20 protein-coding genes and 2 riboswitches are annotated in these 22,044 nt (G+C 64.5%); of the genes, 2 read left to right on the top strand and 18 right to left on the bottom strand.

Features of this window, described 5'->3' with window-relative positions; translation table 11 throughout:
- Positions 1-66 precede the first annotated feature (66 nt).
- From cfa to CHB73_RS16565, 13 genes are all read right to left on the bottom strand, one after another.
- Positions 67-1,182, bottom strand: a complete 1,116-nt coding sequence (gene cfa, locus CHB73_RS14380) for a cyclopropane fatty acyl phospholipid synthase (protein ID WP_089275302.1) — start codon at positions 1,180-1,182, stop codon at positions 67-69.
- A 62-nt stretch (positions 1,183-1,244) separates the two neighbouring features.
- Positions 1,245-1,826 (bottom strand): fused DSP-PTPase phosphatase/NAD kinase-like protein, encoded by a 582-nt coding sequence (locus CHB73_RS14375; RefSeq protein ID WP_143337407.1) that lies wholly within the window; start codon positions 1,824-1,826, stop codon positions 1,245-1,247.
- A complete protein-coding gene (locus tag CHB73_RS14370; protein ID WP_089275300.1) occupies positions 1,823-3,067 on the bottom strand; it encodes a DUF190 domain-containing protein in 1,245 nt (414 codons plus the stop codon). Before CHB73_RS14370 ends, CHB73_RS14375 begins: the two co-directional genes overlap by 4 nt.
- Before the next feature lie 28 nt (positions 3,068-3,095).
- Entirely contained in the window at positions 3,096-3,470 is a 375-nt protein-coding gene (gene crcB, locus CHB73_RS14365) for a fluoride efflux transporter CrcB (RefSeq protein ID WP_089275299.1), read from the bottom strand.
- Between the two features lie 5 nt (positions 3,471-3,475).
- Complete coding sequence (locus tag CHB73_RS14360) at positions 3,476-4,963, bottom strand: ATP-binding protein (RefSeq protein ID WP_089275298.1); 1,488 nt, start codon at positions 4,961-4,963, stop codon at positions 3,476-3,478.
- 50 nt (positions 4,964-5,013) lie between these two features.
- A complete protein-coding gene (locus tag CHB73_RS14355) occupies positions 5,014-6,216 on the bottom strand; it encodes an MFS transporter (RefSeq protein ID WP_089275297.1) in 1,203 nt (400 codons plus the stop codon).
- 2 nt (positions 6,217-6,218) lie between these two features.
- Positions 6,219-7,445 carry an MFS transporter gene (locus CHB73_RS14350; protein ID WP_089275296.1) on the bottom strand — a complete coding sequence of 409 codons (1,227 nt, stop codon included), beginning with the start codon at positions 7,443-7,445 and terminating at the stop codon, positions 6,219-6,221.
- Between the two features lie 83 nt (positions 7,446-7,528).
- Positions 7,529-7,590: riboswitch (Fluoride riboswitch) on the bottom strand.
- 54 nt (positions 7,591-7,644) lie between these two features.
- The gene (locus CHB73_RS14345; RefSeq protein ID WP_089275295.1) at positions 7,645-8,181 is read right to left on the bottom strand and encodes a Chromate resistance protein ChrB; all 537 of its coding nucleotides are present in this window, start codon (positions 8,179-8,181) and stop codon (positions 7,645-7,647) included.
- Between the two features lie 141 nt (positions 8,182-8,322).
- A complete protein-coding gene (locus tag CHB73_RS14340) occupies positions 8,323-8,793 on the bottom strand; it encodes an FBP domain-containing protein (RefSeq protein WP_179217069.1) in 471 nt (156 codons plus the stop codon).
- 129 nt (positions 8,794-8,922) lie between these two features.
- Positions 8,923-9,342, bottom strand: coding sequence for a universal stress protein (locus tag CHB73_RS14335; protein ID WP_089275293.1), 420 nt, complete (start codon positions 9,340-9,342; stop codon positions 8,923-8,925).
- Positions 9,343-9,370: 28 nt separating this feature from the next.
- The gene (locus CHB73_RS14330) at positions 9,371-10,342 is read right to left on the bottom strand and encodes an inorganic phosphate transporter (protein ID WP_089275292.1); all 972 of its coding nucleotides are present in this window, start codon (positions 10,340-10,342) and stop codon (positions 9,371-9,373) included.
- 158 nt (positions 10,343-10,500) lie between these two features.
- Positions 10,501-11,895 carry an ATP-dependent DNA helicase gene (locus tag CHB73_RS14325; RefSeq protein WP_089275291.1) on the bottom strand — a complete coding sequence of 465 codons (1,395 nt, stop codon included), beginning with the start codon at positions 11,893-11,895 and terminating at the stop codon, positions 10,501-10,503.
- Between the two features lie 75 nt (positions 11,896-11,970).
- Positions 11,971-12,032: riboswitch (Fluoride riboswitch) on the bottom strand.
- A gap of 175 nt (positions 12,033-12,207) precedes the next feature.
- The gene (locus CHB73_RS16565; protein WP_143337406.1) at positions 12,208-12,498 is read right to left on the bottom strand and encodes a hypothetical protein; all 291 of its coding nucleotides are present in this window, start codon (positions 12,496-12,498) and stop codon (positions 12,208-12,210) included.
- 108 nt (positions 12,499-12,606) lie between these two features.
- Here CHB73_RS16565 and CHB73_RS16560 point away from each other — a divergent pair, with 108 nt between their 5' ends.
- Together CHB73_RS16560 and CHB73_RS14315 are read left to right on the top strand one after the other, a co-directional pair.
- Positions 12,607-12,819, top strand: coding sequence for a hypothetical protein (locus CHB73_RS16560; RefSeq protein ID WP_143337405.1), 213 nt, complete (start codon positions 12,607-12,609; stop codon positions 12,817-12,819).
- A gap of 504 nt (positions 12,820-13,323) precedes the next feature.
- Positions 13,324-14,241: a hypothetical protein gene (locus CHB73_RS14315; protein ID WP_089275289.1), complete on the top strand. Its 918-nt coding sequence runs from the start codon at positions 13,324-13,326 to the stop codon at positions 14,239-14,241.
- 138 nt (positions 14,242-14,379) lie between these two features.
- Here the strand turns inward: CHB73_RS14315 and CHB73_RS14310 are convergent, their stop codons facing one another.
- The 5 genes from CHB73_RS14310 to CHB73_RS14290 form a co-directional block, all read right to left on the bottom strand.
- Complete coding sequence (locus tag CHB73_RS14310) at positions 14,380-16,056, bottom strand: recombinase family protein (protein WP_179217068.1); 1,677 nt, start codon at positions 16,054-16,056, stop codon at positions 14,380-14,382.
- 387 nt (positions 16,057-16,443) lie between these two features.
- Positions 16,444-17,727 carry a tyrosine--tRNA ligase gene (gene tyrS, locus CHB73_RS14305; RefSeq protein WP_089275287.1) on the bottom strand — a complete coding sequence of 428 codons (1,284 nt, stop codon included), beginning with the start codon at positions 17,725-17,727 and terminating at the stop codon, positions 16,444-16,446.
- Positions 17,728-17,740: 13 nt separating this feature from the next.
- Positions 17,741-18,532 carry a TIGR00282 family metallophosphoesterase gene (locus tag CHB73_RS14300; RefSeq protein WP_089275286.1) on the bottom strand — a complete coding sequence of 264 codons (792 nt, stop codon included), beginning with the start codon at positions 18,530-18,532 and terminating at the stop codon, positions 17,741-17,743.
- Between the two features lie 159 nt (positions 18,533-18,691).
- Positions 18,692-19,684 (bottom strand): GDP-mannose 4,6-dehydratase, encoded by a 993-nt coding sequence (locus tag CHB73_RS14295; RefSeq protein WP_089275285.1) that lies wholly within the window; start codon positions 19,682-19,684, stop codon positions 18,692-18,694.
- Between the two features lie 139 nt (positions 19,685-19,823).
- Positions 19,824-21,839 carry a hypothetical protein gene (locus CHB73_RS14290; RefSeq protein ID WP_143337404.1) on the bottom strand — a complete coding sequence of 672 codons (2,016 nt, stop codon included), beginning with the start codon at positions 21,837-21,839 and terminating at the stop codon, positions 19,824-19,826.
- Positions 21,840-22,044 lie beyond the last annotated feature (205 nt).

The following is a 22,044-nucleotide window of genomic DNA, read 5'->3' as shown; positions in this document are numbered from 1 at the left end:
TGTGAGAATTCGGGTGAGCCGTTTTCACGCCCATTCCTTGCCCCGCGACCGGGGCCGTCTCGCCGTTCATCCCCAGCGGCAGCGCGGCTGGACGCTTCCGGGCGTTCCGAACACGACCTGCCAGAGCTGGATGTCGCGCGCGCGGAAGGCCCCGGCGCAGCACTGCAGGTAGTACTCCCACATGCGCCGGAAGCCCTCGCCGTACGCCTCGCGCAGGCGGGGCCAAGCGGCGCGGAAGTTGTCCAGCCAGGCCATGAGCGTGGGATCGTAATGCGGCCCCAGGTTGTGCCAGTCCTCCATGACCAGCCGACCTTCGGCCGCGCGGGCGATCTGCGCGATGCTCGGCAGCATGCCATTGGGGAAGATGTACTTGGCTATCCAGGGGTCGCAACTGTGCGCGGAGACGTTGCCGCCGATGGTGTGCAGGAGAAACACCCCGCCGGGCTTGAGGCAGCGTGCCACCACGTCCATGAAGGTCTTGTAGTTCCTGCCGCCCACGTGCTCGAACATGCCCACGGACACGATCTTGTCGAAGGGTTCGTCGAGTTCGCGGTAGTCGCAGGCGCGTATCTCCACCGGCAGGCCGGCGCAGAACTCCCGCGCATAGGCGATCTGCCGCGCCGAGATGTTCACGCCCACCACGCTCACGCCGAATTGTTCGGCCGCGAACTTCGCCAGACCGCCCCAGCCGCAGCCGATGTCCAACAGCCGCTCGCCCTGCCTCAAGCCCAGCTTGGCGCAAATGAGACGCAGCTTGCGCTGCTGGGCCTCGGCCAGGTCGGCCGTGTCCTTGAAATAGGCGCAGCTATACTGCAGGTAGGGGTCCAGAAAGGCGGTGAAGAGCTCGTTGCCCAGGTCATAGTGCCGCCGGGCCACCACCTGCGCGCGCGCCGGGGACTGCAGGTTCAGCACGTAGGCCGGTAGAAGCGAGCAGGCCAGGCGCAGCCCGCCCTTGACGCGCATCGCCGCGCCGCTGGCGAGCACGCGTTGGATGAATTCGTCGATGCGTTCGCAGTCCCACCAGCCCGCCGTGTAGGCCTCTCCCAAGGCGAGGTTCCTGCGCGCCAGCACGCTCGGATACAGGCGCTCGTCGTGCACGTGGATGTCCCAGGGGTTGGGGCCGTCCACCGTGACGCCGGCGCTGGCCAGAAGCCCGGTAAAGAACGACTTGGATTCCGACATGCGATCACCTTCCCGGATGCGGGCGTCCGCCTGGGACGCCGAGAATCGCTCAGCCGTGCCCTTTACCGCGGCGTGCCCGCAGCTTGGCGCACGTAGTTCCAGAAGCTCTTGTCCATGGCGTCGGTGTTGCTCCAGAGGTAGGGGAAGTGCCCGTAGCGCAGGGATAGCTGCTTGTAGGCCTCCTCAGTCGGCCGATGACCGCGTGAGAAGACCCAGGCAGCGATGACCAGCCCCGTGCGGTCCGAGCCTCCTTCGCAATGGACCAGAAGCGGCTTGGGCGCGCGGTCCATAAGCCGCAAAACGTCCTCCAGCTCGTCGGGCGAGACCTCGCGCTGTGCCGAAAGCCCATGATTCAAGAGCAGCACGTCGGCCGCTTGCGCCGCCTCCATCTCCTTCCTGTACCAATTGGAGCCGGGCTTCTCTCCGCGGAGGTTGAGGATCGCCTTGATTCCCTTTTCCCGGATGGTGTGGCGGAGCGTGGCCGCGTCCATCTGGGCAGAGCGATAGACCATCCCGTCCGCCACGGCGTGGAGATTGTCCGGCCCGCGCACACCGAGCCAGAACCCGCCGCACAGGACCAGGAGCAGGGCCGTGGCGATGCTCCACGCCCTCCAGCCGCGGCGAGATCTGCGTCTTCGTCTCACTGCGTTCCCCCGATGACCTTGAGCACGGTGTCCCGGTCCACCATGCCGCGCAGACGTCCGTCGACGTCGAGCACCACGAGGCGCTTGCCGCCGGTCTCCACCATGCGTTGCAACACCTCGGTGAGCGGCGCGTCCTCCTGCACCAGGAACACGTCGGGCCGCATGGCCTCGCGTACGGTGACCCCGGTGATCCGTCCCGTGGTCGCCCCGGGCGTGAGGAGATCGGCCAGGGTGCGCAGGAGTCCTGGCTTCTCCTGCTGGCTGAAGCGCCGGATGAGCTCCCGGTCCAGCACGATGCCCACCACGCGGCGCTCCCCGTCCACCACCACCACGCGGCGCAACGGAGTGGCCACGAGCTTGTTCAGGGCCTCCTCCAGAGGCGTGTCGGGCGTGGCCGTCGGAACGTCCCGGATCATCACGTCGCCGGCGGTGAGGTTCAGTCCTTGCGGCAGTTGCGGGTGCAGCTCGTCGGACACGGCGGTGGCCGTGGCGATGGTCTTGAGGATGTCGACGCGGCTCAGGATGCCGCACAGGTCGCCGGTGTCGTCCACCACGGGCAGGCGCTTGAGCTTCTTCGCGGCCATGAGCGCGGCGGCGTCGGGCACGCGGGCGCGGATGTTCACCGTCACTGCGGGGAAGCTCATGACGTCGCGAGCGGTCTTGCCCAGGACGTTGAGCTTGCGGACTTGCTCACCCTGAAGTTCTTGGGGCAGTTCGCCGTGCAGGCTGACCCGCAGCCCCATGCCCGCCCGCTTGAGCAGGTCTCCGCCGGTGACCATGCCCGCCACCTTGTGTCCCTGGACCACCGGCACGGCCTTGATGCCCTTGTCCAAAAGCAGTTGCAGCACCTCGGAAAGCGGCGTGTCCGGCGTGACGGTGGCCACGTCGGAGGTCATGACCTCGCGCACGCGCATGGTGCAGTTGAAGACGGCCTGCACCGTGTGGCGGGTGATGGTTCCCTCGCCCACCATGTCCTCCAGGATGGGCACGAACGCGGCGATGCGGTCAGGTTTGTCCACGATCTCGACCACCACGGGCAGGTCCTCCGAGAGCCGCAGTATCTTGGCCGTGTGCACCAGGCTGTTAGCCCCGAACCCGATGACGCCGTGCATCACCGTTGCGCCGGCCATGCCGCGCCGGCGGGCCTCCTCCACGATGGCCTCATGCAGGAGCCGTCCGCCCAGGCGGTCGCTGTCCCCGATGTAGACGCGCAGCACCTCGGCCTCTCCGCGAATCTTCATGTTGTCCCTCCTTACTGTGGCGCGGGCGTCAGATGACCCGGCCGATGACGGCCCCGATGGCGAAGGCCACGAAGCCAAGGATGTTCTGCCCCACGAGGTTCAGGGCCGCCCTGGCCCATTGCGCGCTGCGCATCAGCTCGCTGGTTTCGAAGACCAGCGAGGAGAAGGTGGTGAACGCGCCCATGAAGCCCACCAGGATCACCACCCGCGCCTCGCCCCCGATGACCTGCCGTTCGTCGGCCATGACCCAGGCCAGCCCGAAGAGCAGGCAGCCCAGCAGGTTCACCGCCGCGGTCCCCCAGGGGAAATCGCGTCCCATGACGCCGTACACCGCGCCCGACAGCCAGTATCGGGCCAGGGTGCCGAGCGTCCCGGCCACGGCCAGCAGCAAGATCTTCTGCATCTACCTCATTCCTCCTGTTTGGCGGCGGAAGCGTCCCCGTCGTCCTGGTCTTGCAGGACCGCCTTGTTCCGCTTCCGCAGTTTCCCGAGCGCCGCCAGCAAATCCGCCTCGGACACCTTGAGCTTGCGCAGCGTCGCCTCGGAAAACGCCCCGGCCTCCCGCAGCGCCACCCCCAGCGGCATGGAGCGGCGCAGGCAGGCGTAGGCCGCCTCCCGCACCACATAGGCCACGTCCGCTCCGGTGAGCCCGGCCATCCGGCGCGCCACCTTGCCCAGGTCCACCCCTTCCGCGAGTGGAAGCCTGCGCGCATGGATCTCCAGGATGCGTTTGAGGCCCGCCTGATCCGGTCGCGGAATCTCGATGACCGCATCGAAGCGGCCGGGCCGCAGCAGCGCCTGGTCCAGCAGGTCCGGCCGGTTGGTGGCGGCCAGGATGAACACCCGCCCCAGGTCGTAGATGCCGTCCATGAGCGTGAGCAGTTGGGCCGTGAACCGGGCGTCCAGCCGCAGGCTCTCGGACGACGAGCGGGCCTGGGCGATGGCGTCGATTTCGTCGAAGAAGATGATGGTCGGCTGAGCCTCCTGCGCTTGCTGGAACAGTTCGCGCAGCTTTTCCTCGGACTCGCCGTGCCACTTGGTGATGAGCTCCGGCCCGCTCACCGGCAGGAACCGCGCCCCGCTCTCGCAGGCCACGGCCCGGGCGAGCAGCGTCTTGCCGCAGCCCGGCGGACCGAAGAGCAGCACGCCCCGGTGCGGCGTCACGCCCAGCCGCCGCAGCACCTCCGGGTGGCGGATGGGCAGTTCAATGGTTTCGCGCAGGGTCGCCACCACCTCGTCCAGGCCGCCCACGTCGGCATATGTCGTCATCTGGATCGTCCGGTCCGGGGCCGAGGGCGGCGCGCCGGGAGCCGACAGCACCAGTTTCACCGGCTTCGCCGCAGCCGGCCTGTCCTTGGGCAGGGAGTTCAGGGCCGCGTCCGGCAGGGCATCCACCTTGCCCGCCACGCGGGCATGGTCGAAGTGCGGGCACAGGGTGAGCCAGCGGGTCTCGGCTTCACGGTCCAGCGCCTCCTTGAACGCCTTGCGGTCGACGCCTTGCGCGCCGGCCTGCGGCGGGACATCGGCGAGGTACAGGCAGCCCCAGTCCCAACCACTGCGCGGGACGCAGTGGGCATCCCCGCGCCGCTCCTGGTCGTAGGCCCGGCCGCAGTCCAGGATCTTCAGCGCCTGCCGCAGATCGTCCGGGGCCATGGGCCGGGAGTCCAGCAGCAGCTTCGCCCCTGGCCGCGCGTGAATCTGCTCCCAGAGATCGATGACCACGTCGCGCAGAGCCGCGGCCTCCTCCAGGCCGCAGCGCACCCGGCAACGGCCGGACTCACCGGCCTGGGCGTCGAAGCCCGGCAGGAGCCGCGCCGTGCGCAGGGGGCTTTCGTCCTGCTCGGGATCCCGGGACAGGGGGAATTCCAGAAGCACCATTTTCTCAGGCGTCTCCATGCGTCGTCTCCGTCAGTGGTTGCCGGTCCTGAACCTTTTGTGGCCTCCCGTCATGTCCCGATCCGTGCGCTTGCGCGCGCCAGCAGAGGGACCGCCAGCGCCTGCGCGGCGACGGAGAACGCCACCAGCCACGGGATGGAGGCGTCGTACAGCACGCCCATGAGCGCGCTGCCCGCGAACCAGGCGATGCCGAAGCTCATGTTGTAGACGCCGAAGGCCGTGCCGCGCCGTTGCACCGGAGCCATGGTCGCCACAGCCGCCTTGAGCAGGGATTCCTGTGCCCCCATGCCGAGGCCCCAGATGGCCGCGCCGACTGTGGCCGCTGCCGGGCCGCCCAGAAAGACGAGCGGGGCCATGGGCACGGCGACCAGGGCCGTGGCGACGACGCTTCTGACACCCAGGCGGGCGTACAGCCAGCCGCAGAGCAGGGCGCCCAGCGCGTGCGCGCACATGGCCAGGGCGTAGAGGACGGGAATGAGTTCCGGCCGGATGCTCGCGGTCTTCTGGAAATGGAAGGCGATCAGGGGATAGTCAGCGAACCCGGCGGCCACGCAGCCCGTCGCCGCCAGGAAGAGCCAGAACGCCCGCGGCATTCCGCGCGTGTCGAGTTCGGGAGTGATGGTCTCAAGCTCCCTGGGCCGGGGAAACGCCTGTCGGGCGAACAGCAGCGCGGTCAGGGACAGGATCGCCGGGATGAGCAGCAGCCCGAAGCTCAGCGGATAGTCGCTGCGCCAGTACATCACCGTGGCCATGAGCAGGGGGCCGATGGTGGCGCCGGTCTGGTCCATGACCTCATGCATCGCGAAGGCCCAGCCCACGCCCATGCGCCTGCCTGCGAACGAGAGCATGACGTCGCGAGGGGGCTGGCGCAGGGCCCTGCCCGTACGCTCAATGAACAGGAGCGCTGCCGCATATTCCCAGTTCCCGGCCAGGGCCAGCAACGGGACGGCCAGAAGATTCACGAAGTAGCCGACGATGGCCAGGGTCCAGTATTGCCCGGTCCTGTCGGCCAGCCGGCCGGAGAAGAAGCGCACGGCGTAGCCCAGGAGCTCACCGAGCCCGCTGACTACGCCGACGACCGTGGCGCTGGCGCCCAGGACCGCGAGGAAGGGGCCGACGATGCTCCGCGCGCCCTCGTGCGTCATGTCCGCGAACAGGCTGACGATGCCGATGGCGAGAACGAAGTGGACGGCCTGCGCCTTGGCCGTGCCGGGAGTTGGCGCGCCATGCGCTGATTTTACTTCGGATCGCATTGCTACTTGCCTCCCTCGGCTGCCGCCGCCTTGCCCAAGCGTGGGGCAAGGAACAGTCCCATCACCGCGGCGGCCAGGGCCACGGCGCCGCCCAGGCGGAACGGCGCGGACGGGCCGACACGGTCCCACAGCAGGCCAGCCACCACGCTGCTCACCAGGGCCGTGAAGCCGAGGCCCATGTAGAACACCCCGAGCGCCGTCCCTTTGCGCAGCACCGGCACATGGCCGCTGATGAGCGCTTTGCCCACGCCCTCGGTGAGGCCCATGGTCAGGCCATAGAGCGGGAACAGCCACCAAGCCGCCTGCGCGTCCAGCGCTGAAAAGCCGAAGTACACAGCGGAATACAGCGTCCAACCGGTGATGATCATGCGCCAGCGTCCGATGCGGTCGCTCAGGACCCCCAGGGGATAGGCGGATGCTGCGTAGGTCAGGTTGAACAGCAGATAGCCCAGGATCACCTGGGTGTCGTCCCAGCCCAGGTTCTTGGCCCGCAGCAAGAGCAGCGCGTCGCTGGAGTTGGCGAAGGCGAAGAGCATCAGCAGGCCCAGGGTGCACCAATAGGCAGGGGAGAAGCCCAGAGGTCCGGCCTGGACAGCAGCTTCCTCGCGGGGTTGCGGCGCATGCGCCGGCGCGGGGCAGACCATACGATGTTCACCGGCCTTTTGTAGCTCCCGCAGCCGGAAGGTAAGCCACACCGCAGCCAGCCCCGGCACGCCGGCAATCAGGAAAATGAGCCGGTACTTGCCCGGCAGGAACTTGAGCAGCAGCAGGGCGAACAGCACGCCGACGATGGCTCCGCCGGTGTCCATCATGCGATGGAAGCCGAAGGCCCGGCCCGCGATCGAGCAATCCACGGCGTCCGCGATCATGGCGTCCCGGGCCGTGGTGCGCAGGCCCTTGCCCAGGCGGTCCACGGCGCGGGCCAAGAACACCACGGGCCACGCATAGGCCAGGGCCAGGAGGGGCTTGGACAGGGCAGCCATTCCGTAACCCAGGCGGACGTAAGGGACTCGCTTGCCGACCTTGTCGCTGTGCCAGCCGGAGAGGCCCTTCATGACGCTGACGATGGCCTCGGCCATGCCCTCGATGAGGCCAAGGACCGCAACGGGCGCGCCCAGAGCCGTCGCAAGAAACAGAGGCACAACGGGATAGACCATTTCCGACGCGAAGTCGGTGAAGAAGCTGATCCAGCCCAGGTTGCGGACTGGTTTGGGAAGCTTGTGGGGCATATGTCGACTCCTCGGAGTGTTGCACAACAAAAAACCCACGCTCGTCTGGCGTGGGTTTCACAAAATGATCCTACCGCCAGTATCGGGCAGCAGGAGTCATCAGCGTCTGTCGCGGTTCAAGGGGAACTCCATCCCCTCTGGTCATGGGTCGGGATCGTCTTGCGCTCTTCTCTCCGTAGTGCCGGAGTCCGGCGATCCCCTATGCGCTGCCCTTGGCGTGGAGGTGGTCGAAGACCATCTGGGAGAAGTCCTCAAGCGCCTTGTCGCACAGGCGGATCTTCTCCATGGTCACCTTGCGCAACGGGGCATCGCAGACGCTGCGCTTCTCAACCTTCGTGAGCCATTTTTTGATCTTGGCGAGTTCTTCTTCGTTTTCCTCCACCTCGGCGAAGATGAAGTTCTTCCTCTCAATTTCCATCTCGATTTCCTTGAGGAAGTCCTCCGCCACGTGGAGCAGTTCGCCGTACTCCTCGTCGCTCGCCGCAGACGCCGCGGCCAGCAGCCGTTTTTCGTCGTCCTCGGTCAGCGGCTTGCCGACGGTCAGGAACGCCTCTCCCTTCCAGGTGCGGATGTCCTCGGCCAGCCGCTCCAAGTCCTTGAGCTTGTCTGCGGCATGGGGGATGGCCCAAACGTTCTGGAAGTTCACCGCCCCCAGGCGCTTGAGCTGCCGCCACGCCTGCACCCGGTACTTCGAGGGCTTGGTCGGCATACTGTAGGAGAGGAATATCCACTTCATAGTCGGCCTGTATGTTCATCGTCCGGCGAACTCGTCTGCATGAATGAATTATGCCTCCAACCGCGCTGAAAGTCCACCCTTGGCCGCCATGTTCCGCGCGATTCCTCCGCCGCTTCGGCAAAGCCCGGCGAGCAGCAACGGCTACACTTGCGCCCCCTCGCCATACACGGATCGGATGAAACGCTCCACATTGGTTCGCAGGCGGGCGACGCGCTCGCCCACAGTGATGGTTTCGCGCATCTGCCCGACGCCCGTGCGCAACAGCCCGCGCACGTATGCGCTGCACCTCAAGTCGTTGCACACATAGTCGCCATGAACCCTTGCCGCGTTGTCCCCTATCTGCGCGGTGAACAGGTTGACCCCGCAGCCCTGGTGCGTTGTCAGGCACCAGGAGCACAGCTTGGGGCGCTGCGCCCCGGTCAGCTTCGTCCGGCGCAGCACCAGTCCCACGGCGGGTCGCTCGTGGTTGTACACGACGTAGGCCATGTGCCCGGAGGCGTGCGCCCAGCCGAGGTAGTCGAGCCTCTCCCAATCCACGCCGCCAAGGTCCGGCAGGACCACATATCGGCGCTGCCGCCTGGTGAAGGCTGCGAGGATCGTTGCTGCGGTCATTGATTCCATTGTGTCCTTTCATGGTGCTGCGGTTCTGCCCGATTTTCCCCCGGCCGTCGGGGCGAAACACGGGCGGGGACGCCGGATGGAGCCTGCGGACGGCGTTCTGGCGTTCCCGCCTTGCGTGCTTCAACGGACCACGAACACGGAACACTGCGCATGGGCGATGACCTTGGCCGTCACGCTGCCCAGCAGGAACCGGTCGAGCCCTTTCTTCTCGCGGTGCCCCATGACGATGAGGTCCGCGTCCTCCTCCTCGGCCCAGTCCAGGATGTTCTGCGCCGGGGAGGGGCCCGCCTCCACGATGACGGTCGGGGGCACGCCATGTTTGATGGCTTCGAGCTTCACCGCGTCGGCCTTTCGTCTGACCTGCGTGAACAGCGCCTCGTTCGCCCCGCTCAGGCCGGCGTAGTCGTGTTCGGTGTCCCGGAACGTCTCCGCCACCGCCAGGATGGTCAGCATCGCATTCAGGCTTTTGGCCTGCCTCACCGCCTCGTCGAGAACCTTTTTGGAATCGCCGAACGGGTCGAGCGCCATGAGAATCTTCATAACGACCTCCTTGCGTTGTTTCGCTTGGTCAATGGACGTGCAGCAGCATGGACAGCAGATGGTAGAGCAGGAACGAGATGAGCCCGGCCAGGGCCGGCGTGAAGAACCAGGAGAAGACGATCTCCTCCAGCGCCTTGCGGTTGAGCGTCTGCATGCCGCGCGCCGTGCCCGCGCCGAACACCCCGCCGATGAGCGCCTGGTTCATGGACGTGGGGTAGCCCAGCGAGGCAGCCAGGTGCGCGGTGAGGCTCTGGCCCAGTTTGGCCCCCACGCCCATGTTCAGGTCCAACTGCACGATGCCCTTGCCCACCTTCTCCAGGATGGGCTTGCCCCAGGTGAGCGCGCCGATGGCCATGATGATGCCGCCGACGAACCCGGCCTTCATGGGAGTCATGAGCTTGAGGCCGAAGAACACGCCCACCGCGTTGCCAGTGTTGTTGGCGCCCAGGGTGTAGGCCGCGTAGCAGCAGGCGGCCAAGAGGCCCCATTCCAGCGCCTTGACGGCGGCGGCCGAGCGTCCCGCCATCACCGAATCGGTGAGCTTGGTCAGGAGCCAGCCCAGGGCGGCCGCCAGGATGGGCGTGCCGATCCAGGTGGCGAAGAGGAAGACGATGGTCGACTCCCAGAACACCGGCGCACCCATGGCCAGGGCCGCGCCCACCACGGAGAAACAGGCCAGCTGCGAGGTGGACACCGGCCACTTGAACCAAGTGTTCGCGGCCGTGACCAGCGCGGCCGTGAACATCATCACCATGGCCCCCAGCGGGGTCATGTCCTCGCCCCGGATGATGCCAGTGCCCACGGTCGTGACCACGTTGTGGCTTTCGAAGGTCGCCCCCAGGATCACAAAGAACGCGATGAGCAGACAGGCGTGCAGCGGCTTCTTGATTATGCCGGCTCCATACGCCATGCCCATGGTCGCCCCGGTGTAGTGCGACCCGATCGTCCAGCCGAAGAACAGGCCCGAAACGACCATGCCGATTGTGAGAAACTGTTCCATGCTACCTCCCTTTTGCTTTTCGCAAAATGATGTAGCAATTGCTACAATTTTATCTTGAATAATGTCAACACAAATTTGTGACGCATGTGAGCAGCGGGGATTTCTCTCATATTTCGGTGGTCTCGTTGTGGGCAATTTCCCGCGATAGAGGGGCGCGGCTATCCGGCCATGAACCGGAGCACTTCCGGGTCGATGATCAGGTCCTGCGGTCGGATGGGCGCTGTCAGGTAGATGTCGGCAAGGCTCCTGGCGCGGCTCAGGGCCACGTAGAACTGGCCGTGGGCGAAGCAGCGGCCGCCCAGGTTCAGGCAGACGCACGGCAAGGTCATGCCCTGGCTGCGGTGGACGGTGAGCGCCCAGGCGAGCCGGAGCGGGAACTGGACGTAGGTCCCCACGACCTCGGCCACCATGCGCCGCTGCGACGCGTCGTACCTGTACTCCTTCATGGACCAGGCGTGCCGCTTCACCTCCACCGCGCCGCCATCCCTGTCGAGCCGAACGCGGATGCAGCCCGAAGGGCCGTCCGCGTCCTCGATGTCGGTCACGCTGCCCGTGTCGCCGTTCACGAAGACCGATCGTCCGTCGGCGTATTCGTTGACCAAGCAAACGACCCGCGCGCCAGGCTTCAGACGGAGTTCCTCGGGCGCAGGATAGTCGCCCTCCCTGATGCGGCCGGCGATTTCCGCCAGGAACACCCCTTCGTGGGTCGGCAGTTTGGCCAGGTTCATGGCGTTGGTGTCGTCCGCTGCCCTGTTGGTGGCGCAGAGGAAGACCACGTGCTCCGGCGGCCGAAGGCCAAGGCGCGCGTTGACCGGCGCGAGGGCGGCGAGGTCCCCGGCGCGGACGTGGCGCAGGATCTTCTGCAAGGCGCCGTCGCCCGCGTGGCGGTGCGGAGCGGTGAGCTGGTGGTTGTGGAAGCCGCCCGCCCGCCAGGCCTCGGCGTTGAAGACGAACGCGCCGCCGAAGCGGGTTTGCAGGTAGTCCCGCTCCTCGGCGCGGACGACCGGCGGGAGCTGGGCGAAATCGCCCACGAGGATGAGCTGCTTGCCGCCGAAAGGCCTGTCACGGTCCTGCTCCGTGGCGGCGAGGCGCCGGCAGCGGGCGTCCACGCAGGCCAGGAGATCGGAGCGGAGCATCGAGACCTCGTCGATGACCAGGACGTCGGCGTGGCGGACGGCCAGTTCCCGGCGGTTCAGGCCGTCCTCGCCGCGTACGGGGTCGGCCGACCCCGGGTCGTCCGGCTCAAGCAGGCCGACGCCAAACCCGAAGAAACGGTGGATGGTCGAACCGCCCACATTGATGGCCGCCACCCCCGTGGGCGCGAGGACCGCGAGCGCGCCGCCGCCCTTCCTGGCCATGAACTCCCTGACCAGCGTGCTCTTGCCCGTGCCTGGATCACCGGAGAGGTGGACATTGCGGCCAGCGAGCATGTCCCGCAGGGCCGCCTCCTGCCCCGGGTCGAGGCGCACGCCGGGCGTGTCTTGCTGGAATGTTCCGCCCAGGTGGCGTCCCTGACTCGCTGCGCGAAATTGTCCGTCATGATCCCGTTGCATGCTGCCGCCCTCCGCTGCGCAAAGAAAAACCCACGTCCGATCCGGCGTGGGTCATGCATGCCCCCACCGCCGAGGTCGGCGGCAGGAGTCGTCAGCGGTTGTCGCGGTTCACGGGGGACTCCATCCCCTGAGCCATCCAGGCTTGTCCAGTCTTGGCCCAGAATCGGCGAAATGTCCATCAGTCGAGCTCTCGCCAAGGTCGGAGGTATGGCTCGCTTGCCTGAACCGGGCAACATGAGCATCTGGCAGTAGCAAAAGGAGAGGAGGCTTTCGCCTCCTCCTTTTCAGGCCGTGCGGTTTCGCATCCGAAGGTTAGTCGTTGAAGCTGCTGGACGAGAAGGAGTCGCTGAAGCTGCCGCTGGACCAGCTGTCGTCGCAGCTGCTCGACGAGAGCGAGTCGTCGAAACTTGCCGTGCTGCTCGACCAGTCGTCGGAGTTGGACAAGCTGTCGCCGAACGAGCTTGAGCAGCTATCGTCGGAGCTGCTGGTGCTGCTCCAATCCGTGTACGTCGGGTCCATGAATGTGTTGTGGTAGATGTTCCCTGCCATGAAAGCGTAAGCCGGGTTCGTCCACCAGTCGGTGTCGAAGCTTGAACTTTGCATGCTGCTGGCCGGCCACTCGTCGTCGAACAACGAACTGTTGCTGGCGCCGGAAGCCCCATCGGTGTCAGAGACCTTGTGAACCGCCACGCAGGCACTAGGCTCCTCCTGATGCCCATGACGGCGGAGGGAGACGATGGCGATGACGAGGGCGATGCAGACGAGAATTCCGTCCATGGTTTCTCCGTTGGTTTTGTGCGTTTTGGGAATCAATCTATAGCACAAACCGAGAGAAGAGCCCAGGGAAAAGTGATCTACTTCAGCTGGTTAATGAAAATTGTATACGAGATGGTTAGCCGCCCAGAACTGGGCGCAAGCGCCTAGGTACTCCGCTGCCTTTCAGCGCCCACAAGCCTTGTGGAAGATGACCTCACCCTTTCAAAGTGGACTGGTACGCCCCCCCTACAACATCTATGACCCGAGCCCCCCGCCTGCGGCGAGACATCTTCGACCGTCGCCCCATAGCGACGCGTTGCACGAGCAAGCGGCGGGCGGCAAGGCGCGGCGTAGCCGCCCCCGAAAGGGGTTGCCTTGCTGCGCGCCGTGCTCGTGCTAATCTGCCGGTAGCGATGGTCTAGTCGAAGGAAACAAGGAAACAAGGAAACAAGGAAACAAGGAATGGGGAAGCACATGGAGCGGCTCTCTCCGGCTAGGCTGACGGGCAGCGCGGCAGCCTCTGCAAAATTTCTTCATCTCGCCATGGGCCGGTAGGAAAACGGTCAAGGAATTCAACGACTCGAAGATCTCGAATATTGAATGTACTGGGCTGGACTACCAGGATATTTTCTGGGAGATCATGATCCCTTTCAACTCCAACCCGGAGGGATCATGAGCCAGAAACTCACGCTCACCACACTCGCGCAAGCCATCTTGTTGCCTTGCCTGTCTCGGCGGACAGGCAAGCCATGCCGCTCCATCATCACCCGGCAGCTCCTTCTCGGCCAGGCCGAGGACGGCATCCAGTTACTTGGCTGCCTCGATCCAGAAGGCCACGTCCAACGCACGGCCGTCCGCGATGTGCTCTCTGTGCAGCGCCGACTCGTCATCTACGCGGAAGCGCTTGGTGGGGCTGGGCGTATCTGGCGTGAACTCGAAGCCATGCCGCCAGCCTCATTCTCTCTAGACGCCACCGGCTCGCCGTACACCTTCGTCTCGCTCGGCTCCAGGGAGGCGATTGATCTCATCGGCGCATGGCCGTCGTCCTGCGGCGACATCACTGCGATGTTGCGGCCGGTGTGCGGCATGCTCATCTCGGCGGCGGACTCCGTCATGCCGCCGTTTCGGCAGATCGGACATCTTTGGCCGAATGGCGGCTTTGCGAGGCCGGCCGGGTCGCTCGTGCTGTCGTTCGCGCGCCGTCCTGGCGTGCTCTTCGCCGCGAAGTATCCGCTCGAGTTGGCCGCCAAGATCATCGTCCGCAACAGAACGGCATGGGGCGAAGCATGGGAGCCCGAAGCGCCAACAGACACGAACCGCCGCTCGGCGGAACTCATGGCTGCGCAGTTCAAGCCGCGTCCGCAAGTGCCGCTTACTGACGAACTCCTCCGCGAAGCCGCGCTGTCGAAGCCGGTCGAAGACCTTGGTGATTGGTGGCACGAGTGTTCCCTCTGGCACGCCAGTGGCTGGCCTCGCTGGCGCAATGGCCGCAATCGCTCCGGCGTTCTCGTTTCGAACGATGATCCGGGGCTGCGGCATCTGTTCGTGATCAAGGGCGGCGAAGACTCTGTGCCGTCGCGGGTGCGATAAAATGTGGCGCCTCGAACGAGGCGCTGCGAAGTGTCGCCGCCGGGCTTGATGCCCGGCGGCTTGCGTTTGATGTCATGCGGTCACTGCAAGGAAATGAAGGAAAGGACAAGGAAACGGAGAAGGAAAGGAGGATGTCGGCTACTCCGCATTTTCGTCATCTTCCGTGCCGAGCTGCATGACCGCACGACCGGCATAGCTGCGGGCAACCAGCGTGCCCTTGGCGCCGATGCGCTTGCTCTTCTCGATGCGCGTCCATTCCCGGTTCACCAGTTCGTAAAGTGTGCCTGCGCGCGTCTTGATGCGGATGAGGTGGTCTTCATGGAACGCCACGTCTTCAATGACTGCGCGCATCTGGTCGGCGATGCTGACGCGGCGTGAGTAAACGGCTGCGTCGGACATGTCGATGCCCTCGGGCATTTCCTCACCATAGGCTTCTTCCACGAGGCGGAACAGATCCGCGGACTGCGCGGCACCGCGGGCCTCGGCTGCTGCCGCCCGCGCCGTTGCAAGCTGTTCTTCAAGCTCCCTCTGCTTCCCGCGGTTTCTCGCCAAAGCGTTCAGTATTGCCGGCATGCCTTCAAGATCATCTTGCTCTAGGGCTTCAACAAAGCGTGAGATATTGGCATTCACCCGGGTGAGTTGGGCGTCCAACTCTTTCACCCGCTCAAGGTGCTGCTTCTGACGCTCGACGTGCACGCCAGCGGCCTCGATGATGTCGATGTCCGACATGATGCCGGACAGGATGAAGTTTTCCATATGCAAGTAGCTGTAGTACTGCTTGTTCTTGCACCCGTTCTTCTTGAGCGAGTCGGAGCAGGCGAGGTAGAGCGCCCAGGGCCGCAGTCCGGTCTTCCGCGTGACGTCTTTGGTATGGTTGAGGTAGCGCATCCGCGCGCCGCACACGGCGCAGCGGGTCATGCCTTGGAAAAGGTTCGCGTACTTCTTGCCTTTCCTACCGGCGTGGTTCTCGCGACGAAGCCGGGTCTTATCCTGGATCAACTCGAAGGTGTCTCGGTCGATGATAGCCGGGTAGTAGTTTTCGACTATTTCGGCTGCGGTTCTCTTGCTGTCGAGGGTCACTTCGGGCTGGTACTGGCCGATGACCGCGCGGTTATGAAGGAGCTTGAAGATGTAGCTCTGGTGCCATACCGGCTTGCGTCTGTTCCACGGCGTCACGCCCTGCTCCGTCAACAGGTCGGCGATTTTGCCCTGTCCTTTGCCCTCCAGGTACCAGCCAAAAATCTGCTTCACGATTTCGACCCGTTCTGGAATCAGCTTGAACTTGCCGCTCTTGACCTTCATCCAATGCGGACACTGACGGGTGACGGGGATCCCCTTCTTTGCTTTTTCGCGCTTTGTCTCCCAGTTCGCGAGAGAGCGTACGGACTTCATGACACTTTCTTTGTTTGAGCGCGACATGTCATTGAGCAGCTGTAGGAAATCATCGAAGTTGATTTCGCTGAAAATCTTGTCCTCGGAGATGATGCCGAGCAATAGACCATAATCAAATATATTGAGCAAAAGCCGTATGGAGGGTTGTAGCTCGTCTCGCGACAGGCGATCCACTGACTCGACAATCAGGAGCGTTCCCTTTTCGAGGGTCCCTTTTTGTGCGATCTTAAGGAACTCGGCCAATTCGCCGTGTAAGGCATTTGAGCTTCGAAACGCAGACTTGCCGATATCTTGGAGGTACTCGACAATCGTGTACCCGTGCCGACCAGCGAACTGCTGCGCAGATTCACGCTGGCGGCGCTCGCCATCGCCGGCGGCTTGCGCTTGGGAGGAGAGGCGGATGTACGCGTACGCCTTGTCCATGGAGCGAGGGGCTGGAGCGGGTGCGGTGGGTTTCTTCATGTACCCATTATAGCGCCCCACGAGGCAGGCAGCCAGGAAAATTTTCAGGGTGCCAAAAGGAGTCTGCAGACGACAAACATAATCATGTCTGGTGTTTGGTTATGCGACGGAAAATAAATTTAATACATCCATTGAGCCCCGCCGGGGGGCTACGCGCCCCCCGGAGCCCCTGCTCACGGCGCGATTCCTGCGGGCAGCAGCCCGCAGGAATCGCGCCGTGAGCAGGTCCCCTTCCATCTTCCCTCCACTCCGCAGCGGGGACTGCCAGGACATCCCCTTTAAAAGTCTTTGGAAAGGGGGTCCGGGGGGAGAACCTTTCTTCAGAAAGGTTTCCCCCCGGCTCGTCTTCTATCCCAGCCGCACCAGCCCATAATTCTTCTTCCCCTTGCGCAGCACGGAGAACGCGCCAAAGGTGGCGTTCACCTCGCCCAGGAAGTCGTCCTCGGTAAGGTTCCGGGCCTCGGCGACCTTTTGGCCGTTGATGGAGATGGCTCCGGCCTGGATGTCCTTGCGAGCCTGCCCCTTGGACGGGCTTAGGGAGAGGTCCACCAGGAGTTGCGGCAGGTCGGGCAGTGCGTCGAACTGGTAGTCGCGCGCAGGCGCGGACTCCAGGGCAGCAGCCAGTGTGCCGTGGTCGATGGCGCGCAGGTCGCCCTTGCCGAAGAGCGCCTCGGTAGCGGCGAGGACCTTTTTCAGCTCATCCTCGCCGTGGACCATGATGGTGGTGGCGGCGGCGAGGGCCTTCTGGGCGGCGCGCTCCTGGGGGGCGCGCTCCACCTCCGCGGCCAGTGCGGCGACCTCCTCCTGGGAAAGGAAGGTGTAGTACTTGAGGAAACGGGCAACGTCAGCGTCCTCTGTATTGATCCAGAACTGGTAGAAGGCGTAGGGGCTGGTATGGCTGGCGCTCATGAAGATGGCGCCCTTCTCGCTTTTGCCGAACTTCTTGCCGGATGCCGTGGTGATGAGCGGGAAGGTGAGGGCGTAGGCCTCGCCTGCGCCTTTTTTGCGGATGAACTCGCAGCCGGTGGTGATGTTGCCCCACTGGTCGCCGCCGCCGATCTGCAGCCGACAGCCGTATTCCTTGCAGAGGTGATAGTAGTCGTAGCCCTGCAGGATCATGTAGCTGAACTCGGTGTAGGAAATGCCCACCTCGTCGCGCTCGATGCGGCCGCGCACGGATTCCTTGGCCAGCATCCAATTGACGGTGAAGTACTTGCCCACATCGCGCAGCAGCTCGATGGCGCTCATGTCTTTGACCCAGTCGTAGTTGTTCACCACGGTGGGCAGAACGCCGGTGTTGCGCTCCACAAAGGCCTCAATCTGGGCCTTGATGCGGGCCACGCGGGCGTGCACGGCGGCGGTGTCGGAAAGCTCGCGTTCCTTGTCCTTGCCGGATGGGTCGCCGATGAGGCCCGTGGCGCCGCCCAGCAGGAACAACGGTTTGTGCCCGGCGCGCAGCATCCGCACCAGGGAAAGAAGCGGCACCAGATTGCCGATGTGCAGGCTTTCGGCCGTGGGGTCGAAGCCGCAGTACATGGTCTGCCCCGGGGCATCGAGGTATTTGCGCACGCCATCGGCGTCCGACACCTGGTGCACCAGCCCGCGCCAGGAAAGCTCATCGAAAATGTTCATGCTCGCTCCACGTTTAGTCTGCGTCAAAACGCCAGGCCGCGATGTTCCGCGCCTGACCGCTTTCGTCGTCGATATCAAGGACAGCCCCGCACAAGGCGACAGGGCCGCTGGCCACTTCAAACCGTTCCGGCGCGGCAGTCAAGAACTTCCGCAGAATGGGCGCAACGCTCATGCCCAGGCAGGAATCCACCGGTCCGCTCATGCCCAGGTCGGTGATGAAGGCCGTGCCCCGCCCAAGCAGCCGCGCGTCCGCCGTCTGCACGTGGGTGTGCGTGCCCAGCACCGCGCTGACCCTCCCGTCCAAATGCCAGCCCAGGCCCGCCTTCTCGCTTGTGGCCTCGGCATGGAAATCCACCAGCCGGATGCGCACATCCGGTCGCGTGGCGTCGAGCTCCGCCAAAATGGCGTCGGCCATGCGGAACGGGCAGTCCAGGGGGGCCATGTATGTTCGGCCCATAAGGTTGATGAGCGCCACGGGCGACAGCCCCGGATTCTCCAACACGGTCCAGCCCCTGCCGGGCAGCCCGGGCGGATAGTTGGCGGGCCGCACAAGCCTGGGCTCGCGGTCCATGAACGAGGGCATGTCCTTGAACTTCCAGATGTGGTTGCCGCTGCTCAGGGCATCAATGCCCGCGCTGAACAGTTCCTTTGCGCCCTCCGCCGAGAGTCCGAGCCCGCCGGAGGCGTTTTCGCCGTTGGCGAACACAAGGTCCACGCCCAACTCCGCGCGGATGGCCGCCAAATGGCGTTTGACCGCCGTGCGGCCCGGTCGGCCCACGATGTCGCCCAAATACAGGATTCGCATGGGCGGAAGCTTACGCGAGCCCGCCCGGTCGGGCAAGTGGCCCCAGACGGACCCAGACGGACGCCTGACCTGTCCAGCCAAAGGTCACACGACCGCCAGCCCTCCCGTGCCCCTGTCCGGTCCGGGCAATTCGCAAGAGAGAAAAAAGCAGTGTTTTGTCTATGGCTTGTGAACGTAGCCCAACGGCTGCTTCTGGATGGCCTCCCAATACCTGTCCACCCACCGGACCACGCCTTCCAGGCCCTGGTCCAGCCCGACACGGGGGGCCCAGCCCAGTTCAGTGCGCGCCTTGGTGGAGTCGATGATATAGGCCTTATCCTGTCCAAGCCGCTCGGTTACGGTCTTCACGCTGGAGTCGAAGTCCTTCCCCATGCGCTGGCAGATGGTCGCCACAACGTCGCGAACGGCCACGCCGCCATCGGGGGAAAAGTGGTAGATATCGCCGTTGTTGCCCCGCTCCATGACCTGCAATTCGCCCTGGGACACGTCGCGGATATGCACGTAGGACTTGACGGCCTTTCCTCCTCCGTGCAGTTCGATGGTGCGGCCGCTCTTCAGGTAGATCACCGTGCGCGGGATGATCTTGAACAGCTGCTGGTGTGCGCCGTATACGTTCGTGGCGCGAACGGTGGAGACCGGGAAATTGAAATTCTTGTACAACGTCAGCAGCATCAAGTCGCTTGCGGCCTTGGACGCCGCATAGGGCGTGCTGGGATTGTACCGGGCGTCCTCCTTCACCACTCCTTCGCAGGGGCCGTAGACCTCGGGCGAGGATATGTGCACATAACGCTTGATGAACGGCATGTCCTTCAGGCGGATGGCGAGGTTCGCCAAAGCCACGGCGTTGGTCTGGAACCACTGTCCAGGATTCTCCCAACTGGGGGCGACTTCGCTCTGGGCAGCAAAATTGACGATGTATGCTGGCCGCTCCGCCTCAATAAGGGACAACAGCGCCGCCAAGTCGTGATTCAGGTCCACCTGATGAAAACTGAACCGGGCGCGGTTGGGATTGCCCTTGTAGGACAGAAAAAGGTCGTCCTTCTCCGGGGAACGGCTGGCGCCCAAGACCTTGTACTCGCGCTCGGAGAGCAGCAAGTCGATGAAGTCGCTGCCGGAAAAAGAATTGCTCCCGATGACCAGAACCGTTTCCATGAGGACTCCATGATTTCAGGGTTGTACTGTCGAAGGCCGTAAGCTTCCGACCCTTCCGGCTCAAAGGCCGAACGTGAAAAATATAATGGAGTTCCGGACAACGGTCAAACACGCCTCCGCGTGGACGTCCGGCCCCGGGTCACTGTGCCGCGGCAGGCCGGACGCGCTCCAGCACCAGCCAGCCCCCCTCGCTGCCCACCGTGCCATACTCCTGCCCCAGCGAAGCGAGAACCTTGGAGATGAAGGCCTTGCGCTCCAGAAACACGAGTCGCGACCCGCCTCCATCGGAGAGGAGCACCACATCCGGGGCATATGCCCTAACGGCCGCGACATTACGCGCAAAGCCCTCCGGGGAGAGGCTTTCCGTCAGCAGGTCCTGTGCGGGCAAAGGGAAAAACACCCCGCTCTCCAGTTGCAGCAGGAACATGTTCGGGCCGACGAAAAAGAGGCGCTTTTCTGCAGCCAAGCGGCGGACGACCAGACTTCTCTCCCGAATGTCCCGGGCCTCCTGCGCGTCAAGCCAAAGGCCGGACAACCGCTCCTGCCCCGAAGGATTGCGTTCCAAAGCAATGCGCTGCGCCAGCGCGCGCCACACGACCTTGACCTCGGACAGGCCGTTGTTCATGAAGGTCGGCCCCAATATGAACACCAGCACCAGGGCCATGGCCGGGACCTCGGCGCGTTTCCGGCGCAGGCCGCTTTGCAGCCGAGCCAGGATGTTCGTCGGGTTCGGCAGCAGGTCAAGCAGCAGGTACGTCAGCAGGAATGTATGGGACCACAGATTCTGGCGGTGCACCCTGTTGAAGTAGTAGGCCAGCCAAAGCAGGATGAGAAACGAGACACAGAACTTGAACCGCATCCGTTCCGAGAGCCCCGCTCCGAGCCAGACGCGGGTCAGCCGCGCAATCAGGCAGGCGGGGTACAGCAGAACCAGCAGGGCGAGCGGGTCAAAATACAGAGGCAGCCCGGCGAAGCCCGACGAGAAGAGGCGGATGAACTGAAACAGGTCCGCCGAGCTTGCCGTGGGCCAGCGGTCCAGCCCCAGGTGAAACAGGAGAAGAAAAGCCGCAAAAGACATAAGACATCCGGCCAGAAGCAACAGTTCGTCCCGCAGCATTGCCAAAAAACGGCTCGGAGGCCGTGAAATCACGTTGTACACGGCAAAGCTCAGGAAGACGCAGATGCCCGTTTCCAGGTTGTGCAGAAGCGCAAAACCGGCGGTCAGCCCGAACACCAGACTTCTGATGCGGTCAGGCAAACGTCCGGCGCAGAGCAACACCAGGATGGCCACGGGGAAATTCATGAAGCGCAGCCCGGAAGCGGTGGGGCCGAGGATGGCGACCCCCGAGGTGCTGATCCAGGGCAACCAAAGCCCCACGCAAAACAGACTGGCCAGGGGACGCGAGGGGGCCAGTAGACGATAGCCCAGCACTCCAAGCAGGGTAAAAACCACCTGGGAGGCCTGGACGAACAGGACATAGCCCCCCATATCCATGTGCGCGCCCATGCGCTGCGCGGTGGCCAGCAGCGTTTGGGGCAGCAGCCCGTAGAACGCCTGCTTGTTGGCGAGGACATCGCCGCCAGCGGCCAGCAGAGGGGCCAGGCCAAGTTGGCCGAAATAATGCATGAGCGCAGGCTCGAGAGCCGCGCCAAAGGTGTACGTTCCCCAAAACCCCGGCAACAGCAGAAAAAGCGCGTAGATGACGAGGCCCGCCCCGCACAGACAGCGTGCAGTCCGGTTGGCGGCCAAGCGACCGCCAAAGAAGTACAATCCCCCAAACACGGCCAGCCCCAGCAGGTTCTGGTCCTTGTCCACGCCCTTATAGACCCAAAGCGCCAGCAGCAACACCGGCAGAGCGAACAGGGCCGGAATTCTCCGAAGACGAGCCGCGAAGCGGTTCACCGCGGCGGTCTTCGCCGGGCCGAGCAAACCGCCCAACGCCCCAGCCAGCCAGGGGCTCAGCAGCCCCAGCGCGGCGAGAAGACAAAGCAGCAGCTTGTGCGCGAGCCGCTGGGAACTGGTGTCCGCTGTGGAATAGGAGATAAGGTAGCCGCAGGGACCCTGCGACCCATGTGCGGCGGGCAGGAGCAAGGCCAGCGCGGCGAGGCATGTCGCCGCGAGGGCGATGACCAGTCCGAGGGCGTTAGGATTCACGCTGGGCCGCATCGTCGACGGTGTTGACACCTCATCCTCCAGAACCGGCAAAGCAGCGGGCTCCGGTCCCAGCTTGCCTCAAGCGAAATTCTATAAACCAAGGGTCGGCCAAAGTACACCAGAAAGCGTGGGAAGGCGCAGCGCGTCACGGCGGGGGCGGAACCCGCGCGCGGGCACCAGGTTGCAACACGGCACGAAATCGAGT

The organism is Humidesulfovibrio mexicanus, from assembly GCF_900188225.1.
Lineage (GTDB): Bacteria > Desulfobacterota > Desulfovibrionia > Desulfovibrionales > Desulfovibrionaceae > Humidesulfovibrio > Humidesulfovibrio mexicanus.
This window is presented reverse-complemented; position numbering and strand designations above follow the sequence as displayed.

Excerpts from the sequence above, each read along its gene's own strand:
- CHB73_RS14355 (WP_089275297.1), bottom strand. The coding sequence starts at position 6,216 with ATGCGATCCGAAGTAAAATCAGCGCATGGCGCGCCAACTCCCGGCACG.
- CHB73_RS14345 (WP_089275295.1), bottom strand. The coding sequence starts at position 8,181 with ATGAAGTGGATATTCCTCTCCTACAGTATGCCGACCAAGCCCTCGAAG.
- CHB73_RS14325 (WP_089275291.1), bottom strand. The coding sequence starts at position 11,895 with ATGCAACGGGATCATGACGGACAATTTCGCGCAGCGAGTCAGGGACGC.
- CHB73_RS14335 (WP_089275293.1), bottom strand. The coding sequence starts at position 9,342 with ATGAAGATTCTCATGGCGCTCGACCCGTTCGGCGATTCCAAAAAGGTT.
- CHB73_RS14340 (WP_179217069.1), bottom strand. The coding sequence starts at position 8,793 with ATGACCGCAGCAACGATCCTCGCAGCCTTCACCAGGCGGCAGCGCCGA.
- tyrS (WP_089275287.1), bottom strand. The coding sequence starts at position 17,727 with ATGAACATTTTCGATGAGCTTTCCTGGCGCGGGCTGGTGCACCAGGTG.
- CHB73_RS16565 (WP_143337406.1), bottom strand. The coding sequence starts at position 12,498 with ATGCAAAGTTCAAGCTTCGACACCGACTGGTGGACGAACCCGGCTTAC.
- crcB (WP_089275299.1), bottom strand. The coding sequence starts at position 3,470 with ATGCAGAAGATCTTGCTGCTGGCCGTGGCCGGGACGCTCGGCACCCTG.
- CHB73_RS14295 (WP_089275285.1), bottom strand. The coding sequence starts at position 19,684 with ATGGAAACGGTTCTGGTCATCGGGAGCAATTCTTTTTCCGGCAGCGAC.
- cfa (WP_089275302.1), bottom strand. The coding sequence starts at position 1,182 with ATGTCGGAATCCAAGTCGTTCTTTACCGGGCTTCTGGCCAGCGCCGGC.
- CHB73_RS14350 (WP_089275296.1), bottom strand. The coding sequence starts at position 7,445 with ATGCCCCACAAGCTTCCCAAACCAGTCCGCAACCTGGGCTGGATCAGC.
- CHB73_RS14360 (WP_089275298.1), bottom strand. The coding sequence starts at position 4,963 with ATGGAGACGCCTGAGAAAATGGTGCTTCTGGAATTCCCCCTGTCCCGG.
- CHB73_RS16560 (WP_143337405.1), top strand. The coding sequence starts at position 12,607 with ATGCCCATGACGGCGGAGGGAGACGATGGCGATGACGAGGGCGATGCA.
- CHB73_RS14310 (WP_179217068.1), bottom strand. The coding sequence starts at position 16,056 with ATGGACAAGGCGTACGCGTACATCCGCCTCTCCTCCCAAGCGCAAGCC.
- CHB73_RS14300 (WP_089275286.1), bottom strand. The coding sequence starts at position 18,532 with ATGCGAATCCTGTATTTGGGCGACATCGTGGGCCGACCGGGCCGCACG.
- CHB73_RS14315 (WP_089275289.1), top strand. The coding sequence starts at position 13,324 with ATGAGCCAGAAACTCACGCTCACCACACTCGCGCAAGCCATCTTGTTG.
- CHB73_RS14330 (WP_089275292.1), bottom strand. The coding sequence starts at position 10,342 with ATGGAACAGTTTCTCACAATCGGCATGGTCGTTTCGGGCCTGTTCTTC.
- CHB73_RS14370 (WP_089275300.1), bottom strand. The coding sequence starts at position 3,067 with ATGAAGATTCGCGGAGAGGCCGAGGTGCTGCGCGTCTACATCGGGGAC.